General features: G+C 65.7%; 19 protein-coding genes. 4 read left to right on the forward strand and 15 right to left on the reverse strand.

The window, feature by feature from the left end; all coding sequences use genetic code 11:
* Positions 1 to 37: 37 nt before the first annotated feature.
* The 4 genes from ACYQ6W_RS06615 to ACYQ6W_RS06630 are packed head-to-tail and all read right to left on the reverse strand — an operon-like array spanning position 38 to position 4628.
* A complete protein-coding gene (locus ACYQ6W_RS06615; RefSeq protein ID WP_459674309.1) occupies positions 38 to 1072 on the reverse strand; it encodes an ABC transporter permease in 1035 nt (344 codons plus the stop codon).
* Positions 1069 to 2067, reverse strand: a complete 999-nt coding sequence (locus ACYQ6W_RS06620; protein ID WP_459674310.1) for an ABC transporter permease — start codon at positions 2065 to 2067, stop codon at positions 1069 to 1071. Before ACYQ6W_RS06620 ends, ACYQ6W_RS06615 begins: the two co-directional genes overlap by 4 nt.
* Positions 2060 to 3544, reverse strand: a complete 1485-nt coding sequence (locus ACYQ6W_RS06625) for a sugar ABC transporter ATP-binding protein (protein WP_459674312.1) — start codon at positions 3542 to 3544, stop codon at positions 2060 to 2062. The genes ACYQ6W_RS06620 and ACYQ6W_RS06625 overlap by 8 nt, the downstream gene beginning before the upstream one ends.
* 58 nt (positions 3545 to 3602) lie before the next feature.
* Positions 3603 to 4628 (reverse strand): substrate-binding domain-containing protein, encoded by a 1026-nt coding sequence (locus ACYQ6W_RS06630; RefSeq protein ID WP_459674313.1) that lies wholly within the window; start codon positions 4626 to 4628, stop codon positions 3603 to 3605.
* A 280-nt stretch (positions 4629 to 4908) separates the two neighbouring features.
* On the opposite strand from ACYQ6W_RS06630, the gene ACYQ6W_RS06635 reads away from it, so the two are divergent.
* The gene (locus ACYQ6W_RS06635; protein WP_459674314.1) at positions 4909 to 6078 is read left to right on the forward strand and encodes a fumarylacetoacetate hydrolase family protein; all 1170 of its coding nucleotides are present in this window, start codon (positions 4909 to 4911) and stop codon (positions 6076 to 6078) included.
* 11 nt (positions 6079 to 6089) lie between these two features.
* Here the strand turns inward: ACYQ6W_RS06635 and ACYQ6W_RS06640 are convergent, their stop codons facing one another.
* The 11 genes from ACYQ6W_RS06640 to cysD form a co-directional block, all read right to left on the reverse strand.
* The gene (locus ACYQ6W_RS06640; RefSeq protein WP_459674316.1) at positions 6090 to 6539 is read right to left on the reverse strand and encodes a MarR family winged helix-turn-helix transcriptional regulator; all 450 of its coding nucleotides are present in this window, start codon (positions 6537 to 6539) and stop codon (positions 6090 to 6092) included.
* On the reverse strand, positions 6536 to 7123 hold the full coding sequence (locus ACYQ6W_RS06645; protein ID WP_459674317.1) for an amino acid synthesis family protein: 588 nt from the start codon (positions 7121 to 7123) through the stop codon (positions 6536 to 6538). The genes ACYQ6W_RS06640 and ACYQ6W_RS06645 overlap by 4 nt, the downstream gene beginning before the upstream one ends.
* On the reverse strand, positions 7120 to 7704 hold the full coding sequence (locus ACYQ6W_RS06650) for an amino acid synthesis family protein (RefSeq protein WP_459674318.1): 585 nt from the start codon (positions 7702 to 7704) through the stop codon (positions 7120 to 7122). The genes ACYQ6W_RS06645 and ACYQ6W_RS06650 overlap by 4 nt, the downstream gene beginning before the upstream one ends.
* Positions 7697 to 8593 carry a UPF0280 family protein gene (locus tag ACYQ6W_RS06655; RefSeq protein WP_459674319.1) on the reverse strand — a complete coding sequence of 299 codons (897 nt, stop codon included), beginning with the start codon at positions 8591 to 8593 and terminating at the stop codon, positions 7697 to 7699. The genes ACYQ6W_RS06650 and ACYQ6W_RS06655 overlap by 8 nt, the downstream gene beginning before the upstream one ends.
* Positions 8563 to 10029 carry a 6-hydroxynicotinate reductase gene (locus ACYQ6W_RS06660; protein WP_459674320.1) on the reverse strand — a complete coding sequence of 489 codons (1467 nt, stop codon included), beginning with the start codon at positions 10027 to 10029 and terminating at the stop codon, positions 8563 to 8565. Before ACYQ6W_RS06660 ends, ACYQ6W_RS06655 begins: the two co-directional genes overlap by 31 nt.
* A gap of 11 nt (positions 10030 to 10040) precedes the next feature.
* Positions 10041 to 13577 carry a molybdopterin cofactor-binding domain-containing protein gene (locus tag ACYQ6W_RS06665; protein WP_459674321.1) on the reverse strand — a complete coding sequence of 1179 codons (3537 nt, stop codon included), beginning with the start codon at positions 13575 to 13577 and terminating at the stop codon, positions 10041 to 10043.
* Positions 13574 to 14035, reverse strand: coding sequence for a (2Fe-2S)-binding protein (locus ACYQ6W_RS06670; protein WP_459674322.1), 462 nt, complete (start codon positions 14033 to 14035; stop codon positions 13574 to 13576). The genes ACYQ6W_RS06665 and ACYQ6W_RS06670 overlap by 4 nt, the downstream gene beginning before the upstream one ends.
* Before the next feature lie 136 nt (positions 14036 to 14171).
* A complete protein-coding gene (locus ACYQ6W_RS06675; protein WP_459674323.1) occupies positions 14172 to 14945 on the reverse strand; it encodes a sulfite exporter TauE/SafE family protein in 774 nt (257 codons plus the stop codon).
* Positions 14946 to 15037: 92 nt separating this feature from the next.
* Entirely contained in the window at positions 15038 to 15829 is a 792-nt protein-coding gene (cysQ, locus tag ACYQ6W_RS06680; RefSeq protein WP_459674325.1) for a 3'(2'),5'-bisphosphate nucleotidase CysQ, read from the reverse strand.
* Positions 15826 to 17736, reverse strand: a complete 1911-nt coding sequence (gene cysN, locus ACYQ6W_RS06685; protein ID WP_459674327.1) for a sulfate adenylyltransferase subunit CysN — start codon at positions 17734 to 17736, stop codon at positions 15826 to 15828. Before cysN ends, cysQ begins: the two co-directional genes overlap by 4 nt.
* Positions 17736 to 18866, reverse strand: a complete 1131-nt coding sequence (gene cysD, locus ACYQ6W_RS06690) for a sulfate adenylyltransferase subunit CysD (RefSeq protein WP_459674329.1) — start codon at positions 18864 to 18866, stop codon at positions 17736 to 17738. Before cysD ends, cysN begins: the two co-directional genes overlap by 1 nt.
* A gap of 353 nt (positions 18867 to 19219) precedes the next feature.
* Between cysD and ACYQ6W_RS06695 the strand changes: the two genes are divergently transcribed.
* From ACYQ6W_RS06695 to ACYQ6W_RS06705, 3 genes are all read left to right on the forward strand, one after another.
* Positions 19220 to 21631 carry a glycosyltransferase gene (locus ACYQ6W_RS06695; RefSeq protein WP_459674331.1) on the forward strand — a complete coding sequence of 804 codons (2412 nt, stop codon included), beginning with the start codon at positions 19220 to 19222 and terminating at the stop codon, positions 21629 to 21631.
* 46 nt (positions 21632 to 21677) lie between these two features.
* On the forward strand, positions 21678 to 22157 hold the full coding sequence (locus ACYQ6W_RS06700) for a hypothetical protein (protein WP_459674333.1): 480 nt from the start codon (positions 21678 to 21680) through the stop codon (positions 22155 to 22157).
* A 151-nt stretch (positions 22158 to 22308) separates the two neighbouring features.
* Positions 22309 to 23121, forward strand: a complete 813-nt coding sequence (locus ACYQ6W_RS06705) for a methyltransferase domain-containing protein (RefSeq protein ID WP_459674335.1) — start codon at positions 22309 to 22311, stop codon at positions 23119 to 23121.
* The last annotated feature ends 54 nt before the right edge of the window (positions 23122 to 23175 follow it).

The following is a 23175-nucleotide window of genomic DNA, read 5'->3' on the forward strand; positions in this document are numbered from 1 at the left end:
TGACAGGGTGGGCTCACGCCGAGCCCACCCCACACCGTCATCGCCGTTTCAGCATCGGCCGCGCCCAGCCCCAGAAGCGGCCGAGGCCGGCGACGCCGAGGAGGATGGCCCCCCACAGCGCGAGGCTCAGGAACTGGCTGATGTTGAGCAGGTTCGCCGCCGTCGAAACCAGCTGCAGCACGATCAGCGCGAGAACGAGACCGCTCACCTTGCCGAAGCCACCCGCGGGGTCGATGCCACCCAGCACGGCGGCGAGGATGGTGACGAGCAGATAGCTCTCGCCATAGGCCGCATTGGCCGAGTTGAAGCGGGCCATCATCATCAGCCCGGCGACGGCGGAGAGCAGCGCCGACAGCAGGTAGACGCCCATCAGCACGCGCCGCGTGTCGATGCCGGAATAGCGCACGGCCTGCTGGTTCGAGCCCAGCATGGCGACCTTCTGGCCGAAAGGCGTGCGCGTCAGCATGACGCTCACCGGGATCGCGACCAGCACGAGGACGATGAGCACGACCGGCACATACAGGATGGAGCCGTTGCCGATGAAGACCATGAAGGGCGGAAAGCCCGAGATGACGCCGCCATGGGTAAGGCCCACGGCGATGCCCTTCACGAAGGTCATGGTTCCGAGCGTCGCCAGGATCGGTGAGACGCCGAGATAGGCAATGACGAAGCCGTTGAGCAGGCCGATGAGCCCGGCCACGCCGAAGGCCGCCAGCAGCGCCAGGATATGCCAGAGGACGGCGGAGGCACCGCCCCCCGTGCCGAAATGGGTGAAGAGATAGGCCGCGGCGAGCGCCGATAGATCGGCCGTCGCGATGATCGACAGATCAAGCCCGCCCGAGAGCAGCGGGATCATCATGGCGAGCGACAGGATGCCGAGTTCCGGCAGTTGAAAGGCCATGGAGCGGATGGCCGTCGCGTTGAACAGCCGGTCTCCCAGCAGCAGCGCGAAGAGAATGAGCAGACCGATGAAAAGCAGCGAGAGCCGCGTCAGCACCGGTCCGGGTCGGAGACGGGTTGCGCCGCGGCTGGGCCGCTGGGAGCCGTTCGAGGACATGATCCGCTCGCTCATGCCATCACCCGCCGTGTCGCCGCGCGCTGTCGCGTGCGCTCGATGGCAAGCGCGCTCACCGCGATGAGGATGACCGCACCGGTGAAACACTGCGACCAGTAGGAAGGAACGCCCAGCAGCAGCAGCCCGTTCTCCAGGCAGGCGAGCAGGGCGACGCCGAGGATGGTGCCCGAGACGGTACCGACACCACCGGTGAGGCTGGCGCCACCCAGCACCACGGCGGCCAGCACGTCGAGCTCCCGGCCGACGAGCGCATTGGGCGAGACCGACTGCGCATTCTGCGCCTGGATCAGGGAGGCCATGCCGGCGACGAAGCCCATATAGCCATAGACCAGCAGCTTGAGCCGGAAGACCTTGATGCCGACGCGCTTCGCCGCCTCGGCATTGCTGCCGAGCGCGTAGATCTGCCGGCCGATGTTGGTGCGGTTGAGGATGAGCGCGGTCAACACGAAGGCGCCGATGAGGCCGATCATTTGCAGGTTGAAGACGTACGGATTGCCGTTCGCATCGGTATAGACCACCCAGTTCGCCCCGTTCACGAACCAGTCCGGCAGAGAGAAGATCTCGTTGCCATGGGTTACGAACATCAGCAGCCCGAAATAGAGGTTTAGCGTCGCGATGGTCACGATGATGGTGGATAGGCCCAGGGTACCAATCAGCACGGCATTGATCAGGCCGCAGAGAATGCCGACGCCGCCGCAGATGGCGATGACGCCGAGCCAGCCGATATGGGCCGCATTCGCCACCGTCATCGCAACGTATTGCGCGATGGAGGCGGAAGCGGTGAAGGAGATGTCGATCCCGCCGGACACGAGCACGACCAGAAGCCCCGCCGCCAGCATGCCGGAGAAGGCATAGGAGGTGAGCATGTCGATCGCGTTCTGCGCGCTGAAGAAGGAGGGCGTCGCCAGCGACAGGAAGACCACAAGCGCGATCACGACGATCAGCAGCTTTCCTTCATGCGTGTGAAATCCGCGCTTGAGGAAATCAGGCATCGATCGTCTCCCTGAGGGCCGCTTCGGAGATTTCGGCCGGATGATATTCGCCCTTCAGCCGGCCTGACTGCATGACCAGGATACGATGGGAGTGATAGAGCACCTCGGGGATCTCGTCGGAGATCATCAGCACCGCCATGCCCTCCGTCGCCAGACGTTTGACGATGGCATAGATGCCGTCCTTGGCGTTGATGTCGACACCGACGGTCGGGCTGTCGAGGATGAGCACGCGCGGCTTGGTGGCGAGCCATTTCGCGATGACGACGCGTTGCTGATTGCCGCCGGACAGCGTGCGCACGGCGTTCTCGGGGTCGGAGACCTTGATGCCGAGTTGCTCGATCCAATGACGAACGGCATCGTCTCGTCGGTCCTGTCGCAATAGACCCGTCGCATCCGTCAGCCTATCCAGCGTCGACAGGATGATGTTGGAGGAGATCGGCTGCTCCAGCACGAGGCCGAGGGAAAGCCGGTCTTCCGAGACATAGGCGATGCCGGCCTCGATCGCATCCCGGTTGGATCGGAGGGAGACAGGCTGGCCGCTGAGCTGGATCTCGCCGGAATCCGCCGGCCGCATGCCGAAGAGGGACAGAGCAAGCTCCGTCCGGCCGGCGCCGAGGAGGCCGATAAGACCCAGGATTTCACCCTGGCGGATGTCGAAGCTGACATCCTCGAAATCGCCGCGCCGCGAGAGATGGCGGACGGAGAGGACGACGGGTGCGGCGCTCAGATCGGGCACCGCCACCTGATAGTCGAACTCGTGCCCGGTCATCAGCGTGCCGAGGCGCTTCGGCGTCATCTCCTGCGCGTCCCAGGTGCCGAGCTTGCGGCCGTCGCGCAGAACCGTGACCCGCTCGGCAATCTCCAGCACTTCATCAAGCCGGTGGCTGACGAAGACGACGGCGATGCCGCGGCGCTTCAGCTCGTGCGTGATGCCGAGCAGCGTGTCCACTTCGGTGCGCGTGAGTGAGGCCGTCGGCTCGTCCATGATGACGAGGCGGGCATCGGCCGCGAGCGCCCGACAGATGGCGACGAGCTGACGTTGGGCGATCGACAGCTCGCCCACGCGCGCTGCAGGGTCGAGTGCCACGCCGAGCCGCGCGATGACGGCACGCGCCGTCGTCTCCAGCTTGCTCCAGCGGGCGCCATGAAGACCGGAAAGATGCTGCGCGAAGCCGATGTTCTCGGCGACCGTCAGATCGGGAAACAGTGCCAGATCCTGGTAGATGACCTGGATTCCGAGCCGCGTGCTATCGGCTGGCGTCAGATGCGGATAGCGCACGCCGTCGATGGTGATCTCGCCGCCTGCATCCGGCGGCTGCACGCCGGAGATGATCTTGATGAGCGTGGATTTGCCCGAGCCGTTCTCGCCGGCGAGACAATGCACTTCCCCGGTGGCGATGGCGAAGTCGACCTCCGCCAGCGCCGTGACACCTCCAAAATGCTTGGAGATGCCGGACATTTCGATGAAATTGGGCAACTATCCCTCACCTTCCCTGGGGTCCGGCGGAGCGATGGGCACTCCGCCGGCTTGGCTGTCAGAGACCGGTCTTGGCGATCATCTCGTCGATGTTCTCTTTGTTGAAGGCGAGAATGCGATCGACGCTGATGAGCTTGTTGGCGCTGTCGACTGTCGCCTTGCCGAGGCCCGGGATTTCCATGCCGGTTTCGAACTTGGCGCCCTGCAGCTGCAGGCTCGCGACCGCCACCATGGCGTAGCCGGCGTCCTTCGGGCTCCACAGGAAGCCCTGGCGGATGATGCCCGCCTGGATGAGCGACTTCGCCTGGCTGGGGATGACCGTGCCGACGATGGAAATCTTCTTCTGCAGATGCCGCTGCCGCACCACGTTGCCGGCGCCGATCGGCCCGTTGGAGCCGAAGCCCAGAATGCCGCGCACCTGCGGATAGCCCTGGATGACGTTGCGCGTCACCTGCTCTGCGGTGTCGATCTCGTCGGCGCCGGGGAAGCGGGCGGTTGCAAGCTTCATGTTCGGATAATGCTGCTTCTGATAGGCGATCGCCGCATCGGCCCATTTATTGTGCAGCGGGGTCGTCAGCGTGCCGACGTAGATGACGTATTCGCCCTTTTCCCCCATGTCCTTGGCGAGGGCCTGCATCTGCATTTCGCCGAAGGCGGTGGAGTTGATCAGTTCCACGTCCCAGGTGCGGCCGTCCTGATTTGGGCCCTCCTGCGTGATGACGATGATGCCGGCCTTCTGCGCACGGTCGAGCACGGGCGCCAGCACCTTCACGTCCAACGGCACGAGACCGAGCACGTCGACCTTCTTGGCGATCTGGTCTTCCACCAGGCGCACCTGCTGCGCCGGGTCGACCGTCACCGGGCCGACCATCGTGGAGTTGATGTTGAACTTCTGGCCGCCTTCGATGAGACCCTTCTGCATGAAGTTGAACCAGGGGACGCCCTGGATCTTCACGACCGTGGTCATCACCTTCTGCGTATCGGCCCGGGCGACGCGGGGCAGGCCCGCCGCGAGTGCCGCGCCGCCGGCGAGCAGCCCCGCCGCCTGACGGCGACCGATCATGGGGTGGGCGAACTTCGTCATCTTGCGTTCCTCTGGATCGTTTCGATCGTTCTTGTTCTCAATCCGGGCCAGCGCCGATGTTTTTGTGCCGGTCGTCCCGCCCTGGACGCGCAGCAAACCACATGTCCCGCAGCACCGACAATCCGCGCGGCCGCCCTTTCCGCCTAAAAGTGCAAAAATTTGCCAGTGCGCTGCGACAATTGCCCCGAAGGCGTATCGCCCCTGCGCTTTTGCACCGCAGCCTGCCCTTGCCTGATAAGGGCGCGCCCACCAAGCTTCGGAAAACACCGGAGGAGAGCCCATGATGCCCGCCCATATCCTGCCCGAGGACCATGCCCGCGCCACGCTCGTCGGCCGCCTGCATGATCCGGCGCTCGGCGGCCCGGTCATCGTGCAGCTGCGCGAAGGCGCGCTGGCGGAGGTCACCGCCGCCGGTCCCACCGTCTCGGCGCTGCTTGAGACCACCGACCCTGTCGGCCGGCTGAAGAGCACGCCCGCTGCCCGCAGCTACGATCTCGGCGCGGTTCTGGAGGCAAGCCTCGCCGGCCGCCGGGATCAGCCGCACTTCCTCGCCCCGTGCGACCTGCAGGCCGTCAAGGCCTGTGGCGTCACCTTCGCCCGCTCGATGATCGAGCGGGTAATCGAGGAGCGGGCCCGCGGCGACTATCGCGCGGCGGAGACCATCCGTGCCCAGATCGGCCAGGCGATCGGCGGCCAGATTCGCGACCTGAAGCCGGGCTCGCCGGAGGCCGCGCGCGCGAAGGAGCTGCTGATGGAGGCGGGCTATTGGTCACAATATCTCGAAGTCGGCATTGGGCCGGATGCCGAGGTCTTCACCAAGGCCCCGGTCCTCGCTTCCGTCGGTCTCGGCGCCCCCATCGGCATTCTCGCGAAATCCAGCTGGAACAACCCCGAGCCGGAGGCCGTGCTGGCCGTCAACAGCCGCGGCGACATCCGCGGGGCGACCCTCGGCAACGACGTGAACTTGCGCGACATCGAGGGGCGAAGCGCGCTTTTGCTCGGCAAGGCGAAGGACAACAACGCCTCCTCCGCCATCGGCCCGTTCATCCGCCTCTTCGATGCCCATTTTGGCCTGAACGACGTCCGCGCGCTCGACATCACGCTGACCGTCGCCGGCGCGGAGGACGGCTACGAATTACGCGGCACCAGTTCGATGCGCGAAATCAGCCGCGACCCCGAAGAGCTGGTCCGGCACACCATCGGCCGCCATCACCAGTATCCAGACGGCTTCATGCTCTTCCTCGGCACGCTCTTCGCGCCGATCCAAGACCGCGACCATCCAGGGCAGGGCTTCACCCACAAGATCGGTGACCGGGTCGAGATCGCGGCGCCCTCGCTCGGGCGACTGGTCAACACAGTGGTGCACGCCGAGGATGCGCCGGCCTGGGAGTTCGGCATTGGCCGACTGATGGCGAATCTCGCCGCCCGCGGCCTGCTCGGCAGCAGCTAAGCGGCGACGTCTCAGCGCAAGCGTTCGAGCAGCGCGCGCAGCTGCCGTGTTTCCGCGGGGTCGAGCGGCGCCAGTGTCTCGCGGGTGATGGCCGCTGCTGCCGCCCGGTTGCGCTTGGTCGTCGCGCGGCCCGCCTCGGTGAGGGTGACGAACAGCTTCCGCCGGTCGTCCCCGTCCGGCGCACGCTGCACGAACCCCCGAGATTCCAGGCGGTCCACCGTGCCCTTGATGGTCGCGGCGTCCATATAGACGGCGCGGCCGAGCGCGGATTGCGAAGTCGGGCCAATTTCGAGCAGCTTCGCCAGAACGGCCCATTGCATGGGCGTCAACCCATCCCCGATCTTCTGCGCGAAGATGCCGGTGTGGCGCTGACTGACCTGGCGCAGCAGAAAGCCGATCTGCTCGTCCAGCAGATAGTCCTCGGCATCCACCGCGTCTGGCTTGCCGTTCAGCACGCTCACCGTAAGCCGTCCTCGCCGATGATCTCGTCCTGGTTGAGGCCACCGACTCGTGGCAAAGGCCGACCGTTCGCCGTCACCGCGACGACGACGAGAATTTCCTCCGCCCGCGGCGCATCGGCGATGCCTACTTCCATCGCGTCGAAGTGGGAGCGGACATAGGCGGCCTTGCGATGGCCCAGCGGCACGTCGATCACGCTGCCGGGCCGCCCACGCTTCTTGGCGGAAGGCACGAGGGCTGCGCCCCCGCCCAGTACGGCCCGCATCGGCGCGCCCATCTTGGGATGCAGAATGGCAGCCGCGTGCTCGATCTCTCCCGCCTCCCCTATGATGGCCGCCTTGCCGTAGCTCTCCGCTGCCTCGGGCGCGATGCCGAGAGCCGCCACTGCCCGTTCCGTCAGTAGCCGGCCCAACGCCTCGCCCAGTTCGGTCAATTCAGACAGATCGCTTTCGAAACGTCCAGCAAAAGGATTACGGATGACGGCCATCGCAGCGGCACGGCGCGCCGGGGGCGTCACCGGCTCGCCCATCTCCATCTGCACCGTCTCCGTCACCGTGACGATCTTGCGGATGGCGACGCCCGTCATCGTAAACCATCCTCCCCCCGGATGTCGCCGGCGGCGAGGCCGCCGACGCGGGCGTGGATGCGGGGGCCCGTCGTCATCACCAGCACGAGGGCGAGTTCGTCGGCCCGCGGCCCGTCCGGCACGCCGACCTCCATGGCATCGAAATGCGAGCGGACGTAGGAGGCGTTGACATGGGTGATCGGCACGTCGAGCCGGGTGCCCGGTCCGCCGACTTTCTTCGCCGACGGGACGATCGCCTTCGCCTCGCCCAAGGCGGCGCGCATGGCATAGCCACCGGGAACGTGCCACAGCGCGCCATGCTCCAGTTCGCCCGCGGCACCGACGATGGCGCCCTTGCCATAGCCTTCCACCGACCGCGGATCGCCCCCTAGCGCCTGGACCAGCGCCCGGGCCATCTCCTCGCCCAGCGGCTCCAGGTCCTTCATGAAGAAGGCGATATCCTCCACGTAGCGGCCGGCAAAGGGATTGGCGATGACGCTGATCACCGCCGCCCGCTTCAGCGGCCGGGCCGCGACCGGGCCGCCTTCGTGGAAGATCTCCTCCACCACCATCAGCCGCTTGCGTCGTTCGATCTCAGCCATGCCTCTCCTCCGTCACCCGTGTCTCGCCCGCCAGATGGAGGGCGGCGCCCAGGATCAACCCTTTGTCGCGCAAAGCCTCGGCGCGAGCGAGCCCCGTATCGAGCGCGATCGAAACCTCGGCCGGCCGCAGCGCCGCGACGTCCCGCACCACCAGCCGATCACCGAGGTCGCTGTCCGGCTGCAACTGGCGTGCCGGCACGCGATGAATGGCGGAGTGGCCGGGCAGGTCGACGGCATTGGCGATGACCGTCGCTGCCGCATCCGCTGCCGCGGCGGTCCGGGCCAGCACCGTGACTGCATCGGCAATGCCGAGAGAAAAGCTGCGGCCATGCCGACCACTGGTAGCGAGGCCACGGGCCGGACTGTCTGCGGTGAGCGTGAGGCGACCGAAGAGATCGGGTTGGCCGAGTTCAGGCCGGGCCACCATCCCGACCGCGATCCGATGGCCGGGCGCGAGATGCAGTGCGATGTCACCACCGTTGTTGACGGCCGCACGGTCAAGCGGTGCCGCCTCGCTCATCGCCGCCAGAACCGCCTCGGCGACGGCCCCCGCCACGGCGGCCATCGGCGTCAGAAAGCCCCATGGGCGGAGGGACAGGACCACCGCCCGCATGCGGCGGGCAATGGTGCCCGAAGGTGTACCACCCTGCCCCACGTCGCGTCGGAGCAGCGGTAGCTCCGCACAGAGTTCGTCCAGCACGGTCTCAAAGCGAGACCGCGCGGCGCGATAGGCGACCTCGACTGCCGTCGGCTCGCCCTCTGCGAGAATGACGAGGTCGATCGGCCCGTCCTGCAAGGCAAGTCGCGGCAGACCGCCCGCCCGGGGCAGCAGTCTGCACTGCGCCCGGGGCGCCCCGCTCAGTGCCGGATGAGAGGCCGGAGCGGCCATGGATTCTCCGGAAACTGGGGTTCGATTCGGTGCGGCAGCCCAGGGCCCAGCGCCGCCGCGGGGCGGATATGGTCCCGATAGCCGCCCATGGCCTCGTACAGATCCCGCGGCAGGGTGAATTCGATGGGCGCAACCAGCGCGGGGGTCGGCACGTAGCCGAAGGCGTTGTCCGGCAGCTTCGTCACATCCACCATGAAGGTGATGCCGCCGCCGGGCCAGAGATAGACGGGCGCTCCGCCGCAAGTGAGGCGGGTGATGCCGCGCGCGACGGATTGTGTCAGCCGCACCGGATTGTCCGTGACCCCAGCCCGCAGCGAGCCCCCGGCGCCGCCGACGAAGAGCACGCTGGCACGCGCGGGCTCGCAATTCTCGGCAATGCGCTCCACCGACTGCACCAGGGCCTCCGGCATCTCCTGCTGCACGGGGCGTAGGCTCTCATCGAGCACGTAATAGCCGAAATGCTCGCCCGTGGTGCTGACCATGAGCATGCGCAGGCCCGGCCGCGCATGTTTGGGATCGAAGGGATCGAGGATCGACAGCGGATCGGCGATGTCCGTGCCACCCCATCCGGTGCCCGGATGGGCGACCTGAAAATAGCGGCCGGGGGTGGAGCGTCGGCCGCGCAGACGGATCCCCGTCGGCGAGACGCCGAGCAGCTTGCCTCCCTGATGTTCGGAGAGCACGCCGGTGATGTGGTCATCCACCACTACCACCTCATCCACGAGGCCGAGCCATTGTGGGGCGAAGATGCCGATGGTGGCCGACCCGCAGCCCACCCGCATCCGCGTCTCCTGCACGCCGTTGACGACGGGCGCCTGGCCGGCGGCCACCACGATCGTTGCTCCGTCATCGATGGTGAGCTCTACCGACTGCTTGTTGCAGAGGGCGAGCAGTGTCTCGCAGGTGACGCGGCCTTCCTTCTTGCTGCCGCCGGTGAGATGCGCGACGCCGCCGAGGGAGAGCATCTGCGAGCCGTATTCCGCCGTCGTGACGTGCCCCACCGGCTCGCCCGCCGCGCGCACCACGGCACGCTCCTCCCCCAGGTGGCGATCGGTGTCGATCTTGATCTTGACACCGCAATAGCTGAACACGCCTTCGGTCACGACCGTAACCATGTCGACGGCGTCGACCTCGGTCGAGACGATGAAGGGCGCCGGCTTGTAATCCGGATAGGTCGTGCCGGCGCCGATGGCGGTGACGAAGGTCTCCGCGCCACGCACCAGCCTGCCGTCCCACGCCTCCTCCGTCCGAAAAGCGACCATCGGCGCGCCCTGCTCCCGCGCGGCTTCCAGCAGCACCAGCGGATCGACGCGGACCAGCACGCCGTCCGCATTGGCGTAGCGATCGCACGCGCCGGCGAGGCCGGGGCGGATGTTGCACATCACCGGGCAGGCATCGCAGCGGATGGTGGAGACAGCAGCAGCGGGTTCAGCCATGGCGTTCTCGTTCATTGATGTGCACCGCGCAGCCGAGCAACGGTTGCCTCCACATCGCTCCAGGCCGGGCGGCCGGGCGCATATTGGTGGCGGAGAAAGGCCACGAGATCGGCGATCTGACGGTCCGACAGCACCGGCCCGAAAGCCGGCATCGCGCCCATGCTGGCGATGGCGGGCTGCGGCACGCCGCCCAGGATGATGCGGATGAGATTGTCCGGTCGGTCGCTCTGCAGATTGCTGTTGAGCGCGAGATCGGGTTTCACGCCGAAGAGCTGCGGCGCGGAGGGTGCGTGACAGGCGGCGCAGGCGCCTTGGAAAAGACGGCCGCCAGGCCCTGCGGAAGGCAGCATGGCGCCTGCATTGCGGGCTTGCGCCTCCTCCCGCGCCGTCACCACCGCTTCTGGCGAAGGCGGTGCGGAGAGCGCGGCGAGATAGGTCGCCATGGCGCGTAGATCGGTATCCGGCAGGGCCTGCAATTCATGGATCACCGGCGCCATCGGTCCTGTTGCCGGCCCATGGTCGGGCGAGAAGCCGGTGCGCAGATAGGTGTAGAGCGCCTGCTCTGTCCAGGGCACCGGCGCGTGCGAAAGGTCGGTGAGCGGTGGGGCCTCCCAGCCTTCAGCCACACCGCCGGCATAGGCGCGGGATTTGATTTCAGCGCCCAGCGCATTGCGCGGGGTGTGGCAGGCGCTGCAATGGCCGAGACCTTCGACCAGATAGGCGCCGCGGTTCCATTCGGCGGAGCGCGCAGGATCGGGGGTAAAGGGTCCGGGTTTGAGGTAGAGCGCGTTCCAGCCGGCCATCAGCGCGCGCTGGTTCAGGGGGAACGGCAGGCCATTCGGCTTCGCCGGCGCCGAAACCGGTGTCTGCGCCATGAGATAGGCATAGAGCGCTTCCAGATCCTCGTCCGTGACCTTGGTGAAATGGTCATAGGGAAAGACGGGGTAGAGATGCCTTCCATCCCGCGCGATACCCTCGCGCAGCGCGCGGCGGAAGGCTTCGAAGGACCAGGTACCGATGCCGGTCGCCACGTCCGGGGTGATGTTGGTGGAATGGACGATGCCGAAGGGCGTCTCGATCGCACGGCCGCCGGCATTCACGGCGCGCCCCGGCGCGGTGTGGCAGACCGCACAATCGCCCACGGCGGCGAGCAGCTTGCCGCGCGCGATGGTCTCCGCGGAATAGAGGCCGGCGGCAGGTGGCGAGACGGGCGCGATGGCACCACGCCAGGGCAAAGCGACCGCGCCCAGTCCCACCAGTCCGGCGAGCCCGAGGCCGAGCCCGGCCCAGATCCCACGCCGCTTCACGGGCGGCGGCCCGAGCGCCGGCATCGCGGCCGGGGCCGCGATACCCGCCGCCTGCAAGCCCGCCAGGACTCGCTCGGGCGTAAAGGGCACTTCACGAAAGCGCACGCCCGTCGCGTCATAGATCGCATTGGCAATGGCCGCCGCACTGGGGACGGAGGCGGATTCCCCCACACCCAAAGGCGGCTGATCCTGCCTGTCCATCATCACAACGTCGATGGGCGGAATCTCGGGGAAGGTAATGATGGGATAGCCGCCCCATTCCTGCGTTTCCACCGCACGCGGCCCGACCGCCACTTCCTCCTTCAGCACGCGGCTGATGGATTGGATGACGTTGCCGTGGATCTGATGCTGCACGCCAGCGGGGTTGATCATCAGCCCCGAATCCTGACCGACGGTGACGCGGGTCAGCGCGACGTCGCCGGTCGCCCGGTTGACCTCGACATCCGCGACCCAGGCCGACCAGGCGGCCGGCACGCCGGGAAATTGCCCATGGACATAGACGGCATAGGCGAAGCCGCGGCCGCGCAGGATGTCCCCTTCCCCGCCCAGGCTACCGGGCTTGGTATGCGGCACCCAGTCCGCGCGTTCGGCGACCGCCCGCACGAGGTCTCTTGCCCGCGTGTCTTCGAGATAGCGCAGGCGGTATTCCACCGGATCGACACCCGCTTCCGCCGCCGCCTCGTCGATCCAGCTTTCATGCGCAAAGGAATTCGGCATGGACGAGACGCCGCGCAGCCAGGAGGCACGGAGGATCGGCGGCATGTCGTGCGCGGCGACCCGGATCGTCTCGTACTGATACGGGGGGATCGCCGTGCGGTCACCCATGGTGAAGACGGCCGGCACCGGCGGCACCCGGCCTGTCAGCAGCGAGGCGAGCAGCGGCGCGCCGTTGGACGGGTAGCGGACGGAGAAGTCGTACGCCGCAACAGCGCCTTCCGCATCCAGGCCGCCGCCGATCTCCATCAGTTGAGCCGTGCCCTTCGGCTCCCAAGCGGTTTCTTGCGCACGCGTGAGTTGCACGCGCACCGGCCGGCCAACTGCGCGGGACAGCAATGCCGCATCGCCGCCCACGTCGTCGGCGCAGTTGCGGCCATAGCAGCCGGCCGCCTGCAGGCGGATGATCTCGATCCGAGCCTCCTCCATGTCGAGGAGACGAGCGAGATCGGCGCGCAGCATGTGCGGGTTCTGCGTGCCGGACCAAAGCGTCAGCCCATCCTCGCGCCAGTGGGCCAGCGAACAGGAAGGGCCGATGGAGCCATGCAGCTGGTACGGCCAGACATAGGTGCGGTCCATCGGCACGGCCGCCGCCGCGCGGGCCGCCTCGACATCCCCGCGGTGGAGCAATTCCCGACGGGTGGAGGGGTTGGCGCGCAAGGCCGTCGGAATGTCCGACAGGTCCGGCAAGTGCGGCGTCTGCCGCCAGACCACGCGTAGCTGCTCGGCCGCCTGAGCCGCCTGCTCCTCACGCTCCGCGACGATGCCGATGAAATCGCCTATGACGACGAGCGTCACGATGCCCGGAATATCGGCGATCGAGGACTCATCCACCGAAATGAGGCTGGTACCGACGAAGGGGCCGGCATCCATCCCTGCATAGGGGGGCCGCACGACGCGGCCATGCAGCATGCCCGGCACCCGCATGTCGTGGACGTAGACGAGACCACCCGTGGCCTTCGCAGCCAGATCAACGCGCGGAACCCTCTGCCCCACGATATGATAGGCGGCGACGGGCTTGAGCGCCGCTGCCTCATCGAGGATCAGCACGATCCGCTCGGTGCCGATCAACGCGCCGAACGAGACGGACCGGTTGTCGGGTGCCGCCGCCGATATCACCCCCTCCGTGATCCGGAGCGACGCCGCGGGCACGCCGAGCTGGGCGCTGGCGCGAGCGAGCAAAGCAGCGCGAGCCGTCGCCGCCGCGCGCGCCAGCGGCTTGGACGCGACCTGGATCGTCTCGCTCGCGATGGTGGGACCCTGGTTCGGTGTTCGGTCGGTATCGCCCAGCACCACCGTCACCTGGGCGAAAGCGACGTCCAGTTCCTCCGCGACGATCTGGCCGAGCGCCGTGCCGATGCCGGTGCCGAGATCGACATGGCCATTGAAGGCCGTGACGCGACCATCCGCATGGACGATGACGAAAATCTCGACGTCATCTGGGCTCGCAGCGGCGGCCCGCGGCCGCACGACCAGAAGCTGGCCTGTTTCGGCCAGATAGTCCTGCACATGCCGCTTCGCGCTCATGCCCGCCCCGCCGCGCGGCGCGCCGCCCGCATGATCTCGACATGCGCCCCGCAACGACAGAGGTTGTGCTGCAAGGCCTCGGCGATCGCGGCGTCATCGGGTTGCGGATCACGCCGCAGCAACGCGACGACCGCCATGATCATGCCGTTCAGGCAGTAGCCGCATTGCGCGCCTTCTTCAGCGATGAACGCCGCCTGGACGGGATGGGGCTGTTCCGCGGTGCCCAGCCCTTCGAGCGTGGTAATCTGCCGCCCCTCGACAAGGCCGACCGGCAGGCAGCAGGAACGCGCGGCCTCACCGTCGACCAGCACGGTGCAGGCGCCGCACTCACCCAGACCGCAGCCGTATTTGGGTCCGTTGAGGGCGAGATCGTTGCGAAGAATGAAGAGAAGGGGCGCCGCTGGGTCCAGCGTCAACCGGTGGTCCGTGCCATTGACGTGCAGCCTTAGCGGCCGCATGCGCGGTGCCCCCGAGGCTCCGGTCCCGTCTCACCGTCCGAGCTCATGGCCTGCCCGCATCCGATCGTTTGCACACATATGATCATGCGAGTCCGGTCACGCGGCTGTCAACGACTTTCCAGCCAGACGGCGCCCTTCAGGCGACGAGGCGGAAGCCGACGACGAGGAGCACTGCGGCGAGCGCCACGCGGAGGGCGCGATCCGGCATACGGGTGGACCAGAGGCTGCCCAGAATGACGCCCGGAATCGAGCCGAGCAGCAAGGCGCCGACCAGCTCGAAATTGACGTCACCCAGCCACCAATGGCCGATGCCGGCCAGCAAGGTGAGCGGCACGGCGTGCGCGATGTCCGAACCGACGAGGCGCGCGGGCGCCAATGTCGGATACAGGACGATGAGGGCGGTGACGCCAATGGCACCCGCCCCGACGGAGGTCAGCGTCACCATCACGCCGAGGATGGCCCCGATCAGGACGGTGAGCCACAGGCGCTGGCTCTCGCCGATGGTGCCCAAGGCGCGGGAAAAGGCCCGTGTCACCTGCGCTTGGAAGATCACGAAACAAGCGGTGATGACGAGCACGACGCCTAGCGCTTCATTGAGGAAGCGGGCATTGTGGTGGGTAAGTCCGAAGACAGAACAAAAGAGCAGAGTGAGCACGGTAAGCGGCACGCTTCCGGCGGCCAGGCGCCCGACCACTTTCCAATCCACGCTGCCACGAAAGCCATGCACGCCGGTGCCGACGGCCTTGGTCGTCGCGGCATAGAGAAGATCGCTGCCCACCGCTGTGGCCGGATGAATGCCGAAGAGCAGGATAAGCAGCGGCGTCATGAGGGAACCGCCGCCGACCCCGGTGATGCCGACGAGCAGGCCCACGAAAAATCCCGAAAGCGTATGGGCGAAGGAGAAAGACATAGGCTCACCACTCCCGAGACCGGGCGCAAGCGGCGGCCTTCGGAGCCGCCACACATCCCGTCATTGATGCAGTGTCTATCCGCGCAGGCCGGTCACAGACCGGCCGCGCCGTAGGCCACAAAATGCGGATTGCGGAAGTCCGGCTTGCCGTAGAGGAACGGCGCGCCGTCGAGCGTCACCACCCCACCGCCGGCCGCGGCCAGCACCGCGTGGCCGGCAGCGATGTCCCATTCCATCGTTGTGCCCAGACGCGGGTAGAGGTCCGCCTCGCCGCGCGCGATGAGGCAGAGCTTCAGGGAACTGCCGGCCGCGCGGAAGGCGGCGACGCGACGGCCCCTGAGGAAGGCATCCATCGCGTTCGCATCGCCATGCGAGCGGGAACCCACGACGGTCTCGCCCTCTTGCGGGGGGCGCCGGCACAGGATCGGCCGCTCGCCGGCCGTATCGGTGAGATAAGCCCGGCCGTCCGCGCCAGCATAGGTTTCCCCCAAGGCGGGCGCCACGACCACGCCGAGCACTGGGCATCCCCCCTCGATCAGCGCGATATTGACGGTGAACTCACCATTGCCACTGATGAATTCCTTGGTGCCGTCTAGCGGATCGACGAGCCAGAAGCGGGCGCCGACGCTGGTGGGGGCAAGCCCGTTGGCCGCCTCCTCTTCCGACACCACCGGAATATCGGGTGTGAGCGTCCGCAGCTTGGGGAGGATGACGGCTTCGGCCGCTTCGTCGGCCAGTGTCACCGGGCTACCATCCACCTTGTCCCGTACGCCGGCATGGGCGCCGTAGAAAGCAAGCGTCGCCTGGCCCGCCTCCTCCGCGATCGGCCGCACCGCGGCCAGCAACGCCGAGAGAGCGAGGCTATCCGTCACCCGACCGCTCACAGGCCGGGGCTCCGCAACAAGCCGCGCTGATCAAGCGCGTCGATGATCCGGGCCGCCGCCTGTTCGGCTGAAAGCGCCGTGGTGTCGATGCGAATCTCGGGGTTTTCCGGCGCCTCATAGGGGCTGGAGATACCGGTGAAGTTCGCGATCTGCCCGGCCCTCGCCTTCTTGTAGAGACCCTTCGGATCGCGCTGCTCGGCAACCGCCAGCGGCGTGTCGATATGCACCTCGAGGAACTCGCCCTCGGGCAGCAATTCGCGCGCCATCTGACGCTCCGACCGGAAGGGAGAAATGAAGGAGACGAGCACGATCAGCCCCGCATCGGTCATCAGCCGCGCGACCTCGCCGACGCGCCGGATGTTCTCCACGCGGTCGGCCTCGGTGAAACCGAGATCGCGATTGAGGCGGTGACGCACGTTGTCTCCATCGAGCATGGTCGAATGCTTGCCGAGTTCGAAGAGGCGCCGCTCGACGATATTGGCGATGGTGGATTTACCGGCGCCAGACAGGCCGGTGAACCAGAGCACGAAGGCCTTCTGGCTCTTTTGCGCGGCGCGGGCCTGGCGATCGATCTCCATCGCCTGCCAATGAATGTTCTGAGCCCGGCGGAGCGCGAAATGAATCGTCCCGGCGGCGACCGTCTCGTTGGTGAAGCGGTCGATCAGGATGAAACCGCCGGTCTCACGGTTCTTTTCATAGGGGTCGAAGGCGACCGGCTGGCTCAGGCTGAGGTTGCAGAGACCGATTTCGTTCATCGCCAGCTGCTTGGAAGCAACCTGCTCCAGCGTGTTGACGTTGACCTTGTGCTTCAGCGTGCTGACGGCGGCGACGACGGTCTTTGCCCCCAGCTTCATCAAATAGCTGCGGCCCGGCAGCATCGCCGTCTCGTTCATCCAGACGAGGGTCACTTCGAACTGGTCGGACACCTCGATCGGATCATCCACGCCGGTCAGCACGTCTCCACGGCTGCAGTCGATCTCGTCCTCCAGGCAGATCGTGACGGACTGGCCCGCCACCGCGGCGGGCAGATCGCCATCGAGCAGGATGCGGGAGACGCGGCTTTCACGGCCCGAAGGCATGACACGAACCGTATCCCCAGGCTGCACGGTGCCTGCCGCGATAAGCCCCGAGAAGCCGCGGAAGTCCAAATTCGGCCGGTTGACCCACTGAACCGGCATGCGGAAAGAGGCGCCGCGATCGGATATACGCGTCGGCACCGTCTCGAGATGGTGCATGAGCGTCGGCCCCATATACCAGGGCGTATTGCCACTCTTCTCGATGATATTATCCCCGGCCAGCGCCGACATCGGGATCGCGACGATGTTCTCGAGGGCGAGGCCGCTCGCGAAATTCATGTAGTCGCCGAGGATGCGATTGAAGACCTCCTGGCTGTAGTTCACCAGGTCCATCTTGTTGATGGCGAGGACGACGTTCCGGATGCCGACGAGGGAGGCGAGGTAGGAGTGGCGGCGCGTCTGCGTCAGCACGCCGCGGCGCGCGTCGATCAGGATGACGGCCGCATCCGCCGTGGAGGCGCCGGTCACCATGTTACGCGTGTATTGTTCGTGGCCCGGTGTATCGGCGACGATGAACTTACGCTTCTCGGTCGCGAAGAAGCGGTAGGCGACGTCGATAGTGATCCCCTGCTCGCGCTCGGCAGCCAGGCCGTCCACAAGCAGGGCGAAATCGATGTTCTGCCCCTGCGTGCCCATCTTCTTGGAATCGGCTTCGAGGGCCGCAAGCTGATCCTCGAAGATCATGCGGCTGTCATAGAGCAGTCGGCCGATGAGGGTGGACTTGCCGTCGTCCACCGAGCCACAGGTGATGAAGCGCAGCAGGCTCTTCTGCTCGTGCTGCTTCAGATAGGCCTCGATGTCAGTCGAGAGCAGGTCGTTCTGGGCGTCCATCAGAAATACCCCTCCTGCTTCTTCTTTTCCATGCTGGCGGCGCTGTCCTTGTCGATGGCGCGGCCCTGGCGCTCGCTCGTCGTCGTCAGCAGCATCTCCTGAATGATCTCGGGCAGCGTGTCCGCCTCGCTCTCCACCGCGCCGGTGAGCGGGTAGCAGCCGAGGGTGCGGAAGCGGATGCTCTTCATCACCGGCTGCTGGCCTTCGGGGATGCGCATGCGCTCGTCATCCACCATCACCGTCATGCCGTTATACTCCACGGTCGGCCGCGGCTTGGCGAAATAGAGCGGTACGATCGGGATGCTCTCTTTGTAGATGTACTGCCAGATATCGAGCTCGGTCCAGTTGGAGAGCGGGAAGACGCGGATCGTCTCCCCCTTGTTCTTGCGGGTGTTGTAGAGGTTCCAGAGCTCGGGGCGCTGGCTCTTCGGATCCCAGCGGTGGCCGGGGGCGCGGAAGGAGAAGATGCGCTCCTTGGCGCGGCTCTTCTCCTCGTCGCGCCGGGCGCCGCCGAAGGCGACGTCGAACTGGAAGTGGTCGAGCGCCGCCTTCAGCGCTTCGGTCTTCATGATGTCGGTATAGGCGCCGCCGTGATCGAAGGGGTTGATCCCCCGCGCCAGGCCGTCGTGGTTAATCCATTCGTGCAGTTCGAGGCCGAGTTCCTTCACGCGTGCGTCGCGGAAGCCGATCATTTCGCGAAACTTCCAGGTCGTGTTGACGTGGAGCAGCGGAAAGGGCGGCTTGCCCGGGGCGAAGGCCTTCATCGCCAGATGCAGCATCACGGCGCTATCCTTGCCGATGGAATAGAGCATCACCGGACGTTCGGCCTCGGCCGCGACCTCGCGCACGATGTGGATGCTCTCGGCCTCCAAGCGCTGGAGATGCGTGAGGTCCGGCGCCGCCAGAACAGCCTCGCGGACGTCATTCGGCATGGTCTTCTCCCAGAGATCAGGACGCAGAAGGTAGCGTGGAATGCCCGTGAATTCCTCGATGCGGAGGACGAGATCGGCGGGAATTTCCCGGTCACCATTGACCCATTGACTGACAGCGCCCTCGCTCCGGCCGACGGCCTCGGCAATGGCGCGCTGGCGCCTGCCGCTCTGCCGAAAGAGGGTTTTGAGGTCGGTCATCCGATATCTTTAGACAAACTAAAGTTTGGAACGCAAGGGAAAAACTTCTCCGCTCTGCGCCAGTGAACCAAGGAAACCCCTCGTTTTCTTTGGATAAAATTTTTAGCATCTCGACCATCGACAGAAGCCCTAAACCTCTACCTATGCCGCTGATTGACCTCGATTTTTCTTTGCGAGATCCAGCGCTGCTGCGCTCCCGGCGGGCACTGCCATGACAGCTGAAAGAAGTTAAGAATTTTTTGCAACTCGGCACGACATTGATGTTGTTAAGCCGACGTTAGCGTGGTGATAATCCAGTTCGCTGCGGTGCGGCATAACGCGACGCAATCGCGCCTTAGGAGAATTTCGCCTCAATGGACCTGAGCTGGGTCTCAGAACTGGCCGAAAAGGCACCGGATGTCACCGAATCGGGTGGGAACGCGATTGCACTGTGCAACCGCTTGCTCACCGTCGAGGACGGCACGCTGGCCCTGCGAGGGGAGATTACCCGGCTGCGCCGGGAGATCGAGAGCGGCGGTGGCGGAAGCGCGGGGACCGGAGGCTGGTTTGAACCGCCGCGGGCGCGATTTCCGTGGCGCCGCGCGGAAGAGCCAGAAACCCCCTTCAGCGAATTCGGGCCCTATGACCACCGTGTGGACGATGTCGTCATTGCCGAAGGCGAAAGAGGAAAAGCCTTTCTCGCGCGCTTTGATCTGGACGGGGACGCGCCCGACTTCGCCGGCGCGGTAGCAGCCCTGAACGCGATGCCGCGCCGCTTACGCGTTCTGGGCGGCACGTCGTCGGACCGTCCGGATGTGTCGATTGTCATCCCCATTTATGGGCAGCTCGCCTACACGCTGAACTGTCTCGAGAGTCTTTTCCTTCACGAGTCCAACTACAGCGCTGAGCTCATCATCATTGACGACCGGTCGCCTGATGTCAGTGGCAGCTATCTGCCTGAGGTCACTGATATCCGCTACCACCTGCAGCCTCAGAATGGCGGGTTCATCAAGAGCTGCAATACAGGCGGCGCCATGGCGCGCGGTCGTTATGTTCTCATGTTGAACAATGATACGCGGGTCGTTCCGGGATGGCTTGACGGGCTCCTCGATAGTTTCGGTCTTTTTCCGAAAGCTGGCCTCGTCGGCTCCAAGCTGTTTTATGCGGACGGCAGCCTGCAGGAAGCAGGCGGCATCATCTGGCGCAGCGGGAACTGCTGGAATTACGGGCGCAACGATGACCCTAACCGTCCCGAGTACAGCCACGCCCGACAGGTGGATTATATTTCGGGTTGCTCCATTGCCCTTCCGACCGCACTTTGGCACGCCCTTGGCGGCTTCGATCCGCTTTTCACTCCCGCTTATTGCGAAGATGCCGATCTGTGCCTCCGCGTCGAAGCACTTGGCTACGAAGTTTGGATGCAGCCGCAATCCCGCATCGTCCATTACGAGGGAAAAACCTCAGGGACGGACACTGGAAAGGGCGTCAAAGCCTATCAGGTGACGAATACCCGCAAGCTTTACCTCCGCTGGCGTGAAACCCTGGAAAGCCATCGACGCGATCCAGAAGCCCCCTATTTCGAGCGCGAGCGGGCCGTGCAGCGGCGTATTCTTCTTGTCGACGTTTCCGCGCCGACGCCCAACCAGGACGCGGGTTCGGTCCAGACCGTCCTCGCCCTGCGGGTCTGCCATCGCCTCGGCTACAAGGCCTACTTCGTACCGGAAGACAACTGGTTGTTCCAGGATCGCTACACGACCGATCTGCAGAAGACCGGTGTCGAATGCGCTTATGCTCCGTATGATCTGGGTTTCACCAACTACATCCGCCGCTACGGCCACCTGTTCGACGCCGTTCTCGTCTATCGCTACCATGTTCTTGAAAAGATCATCGATGACATCCGCGCCCATGCGAAGGATGCCGCGCTGCTCTTTCACGTGGCCGATCTGCACTTCCTGCGTCAGCAGCGCGAGGCGGAACTCGCGGACGACGCCGAGAAGCTGGCGGAGGCAGCGGAAGTGCGGGTGCGAGAGCTGGCAGCGGTCGCGGCGGCCGATTGCACGATCACGCACTCGACGGTAGAGGCCGAAGTCCTGGCCCAGGAAATGCCGGATGCGCCGGTGGCCGTCTGGCCCCTGATGTACGAAGTCTTCGGCACGACGGTCCCCTTCTCGGCACGGCGGGACATCTGCTTTCTCGGCGGCTATCGGCACACGCCGAACGTGGACGCCGTCATGTATTTCATTAACGAAATATTCCCTCTTCTCAGGCGCGCGGACCCATCGATTCGCTTCATCATCGCGGGCGCCAACGCGCCGCAGTCGATCCGTGAGTTGACGGGGGAAGGCATTGAATTCCTTGGCCTGGTCGAGGATCTGCGTGACCTCTTCGACCGGTGTCGCGTCTTCGTATGCCCACTACGCTACGGCGCCGGCGCAAAGGGAAAGGTGATGTCCGCCTTGTCTTACGGCCTTCCGATCGTCTCCACGACCATCGGTGTCGAAGGCGCGGGCCTCGAAGATGGGAAACACGTTCTGGTTGCAGATACACCCGAGGAATTTGCTGCCAGCACGCTACGGCTCTACAATGACGAGCGTATATGGAACCAGTTTTCCCGCGCCGGCCAAGTTCTCCTCGAAGAGAACTTTTCCACCGCAATGGGAGCAGATGTCCTTAATTCCGCCATCGAGCGTGCTCATGCTCGGCGGATGAGTCAGTCCCCTGATCTGGATGTCGGCTTCGACATTTCGGCCGTTCGTGCGCGGCTCGACGAAGACGAGATCGTGTGAGGCGGTCTCGTCAAGATAACGATTCTCTGTAGAAGGGATTTTTGGAATGGCGACCATGACCAAGCTTGCGCGGAAGGAACAGGACATGTCCTGGGAGGTCGGCACAACCCGACTGTTCGGAAATTTCGATTTGGGGACCGCGGGTCTGATCTCCGGCTGGTCGACACCCGAGGACCCGCATATCTGGAACGACGGCCCGGAAGCGGTCATGCAGATCGTGACGGAGCCCGTGCGGCGCACTCTGCGTATCACTGTCGAAGCCATTCCGTTCATCGGCGGCAGCATCACCTCGCAGGACGTCACGCTCTACATAAACGGGGTGCGTATCGGCTTCTGGCGCCTGCGCGAATCGAAGTCTCACCTGCTCACGGGCACGATCGAGCCGGAGCAGATGATCGAGCGCGACGGCAAGGCCATCCTCACCTGCGCCTTCCACCTTCCCAACAGCGCGAAGCCCGCTGACGTCGGCGCCGGCAAGGACAGCCGCGAACTCGGCCTGTGCTTCCGCTCGATCACGCTTGCCTGATCGGGCGAGCCGAGGGTCGATAAGGTCCGGGAGGGTGATTGCCCGCGGCAGGTCGCTCCGCTAGTGGAATCATCCTCCTGTCCCATCTGCTCCGGTTCTGCATGCAGTCGCATTTGAACTTGCCCCTCCTGTCTTCTCTCGCCCGCGCGTCGTGAGCACCGATAATTTCGTCCGCTTTCCCGGCATGGCGTTTCGTTCTGCCGAGGAGTTCAAGCGATTCCGCGCCGACCACCGAGACCAGTTCGACGAGCGCTACCGCCGCGAGCAGTCCTTGGGGGTGGAAGGAACTTCGCTGACCCTCGGCGGAGTGTGCGCACCCTGCTTGCAGGTGACGGAGTTCGTCTCGCAGACGCATGGCGGGGACAGGTCGGCCGGCGGCCGGTGGGTGCCGCATTGGCGACTGACACAAAGCTGCGGCTGCCGCTTTGCCCTCACCAGCCACGAGCGCGCCTTGCTTCACATGGCGCTGCCCCGCCTTGGGCCGCCTGCGTGGTCCCGCGGTGGCATTCTCGGCCGGGGCGACCGCCTCGCCGCCTATCTAGAGGATCGTGGCTTCGACTTTGCGCTGTGGCCGAGGCTGACTCGCGCACCAGCGGGCGACGTGGTCCTGCCGGTGCCGAACGGCAGCCTGCACATGGTGCTCGCGGCCGACGAACTGGCGCATCTCCCATCGCTCGACGCCACATTGGCCGCCGTGGCCCGCAGCCTGGCGCCCGGCGGGTGCTTCCTGTTCTCGACCCCCTTCGACGTCGAAGCGGAGGCGAGCGTGACGGCGCCCGAGATCGCCGCCCTCGCGCCCGCCGCACGGCCGCTCTTCTCCATCGATCCGGTCCATCGGCTGGGGTGGGATCTCATCCCCCGACTGCAGGAGGCAGGCTTCGAGGAAGCCGCCGGCCATTGCTACTGGTCCGAAGAACTGGGCTATCTCGGCCCCTACAATATGATTTTCCTGGCCTTCCGATGAGGGGGCTGCCGCGCTATCGATGGCGTCATGCCGCGCGCGGCTCCCTTCCTGGCA

It is taken from the genome of Acidisoma sp. 7E03 (assembly GCF_054665075.1).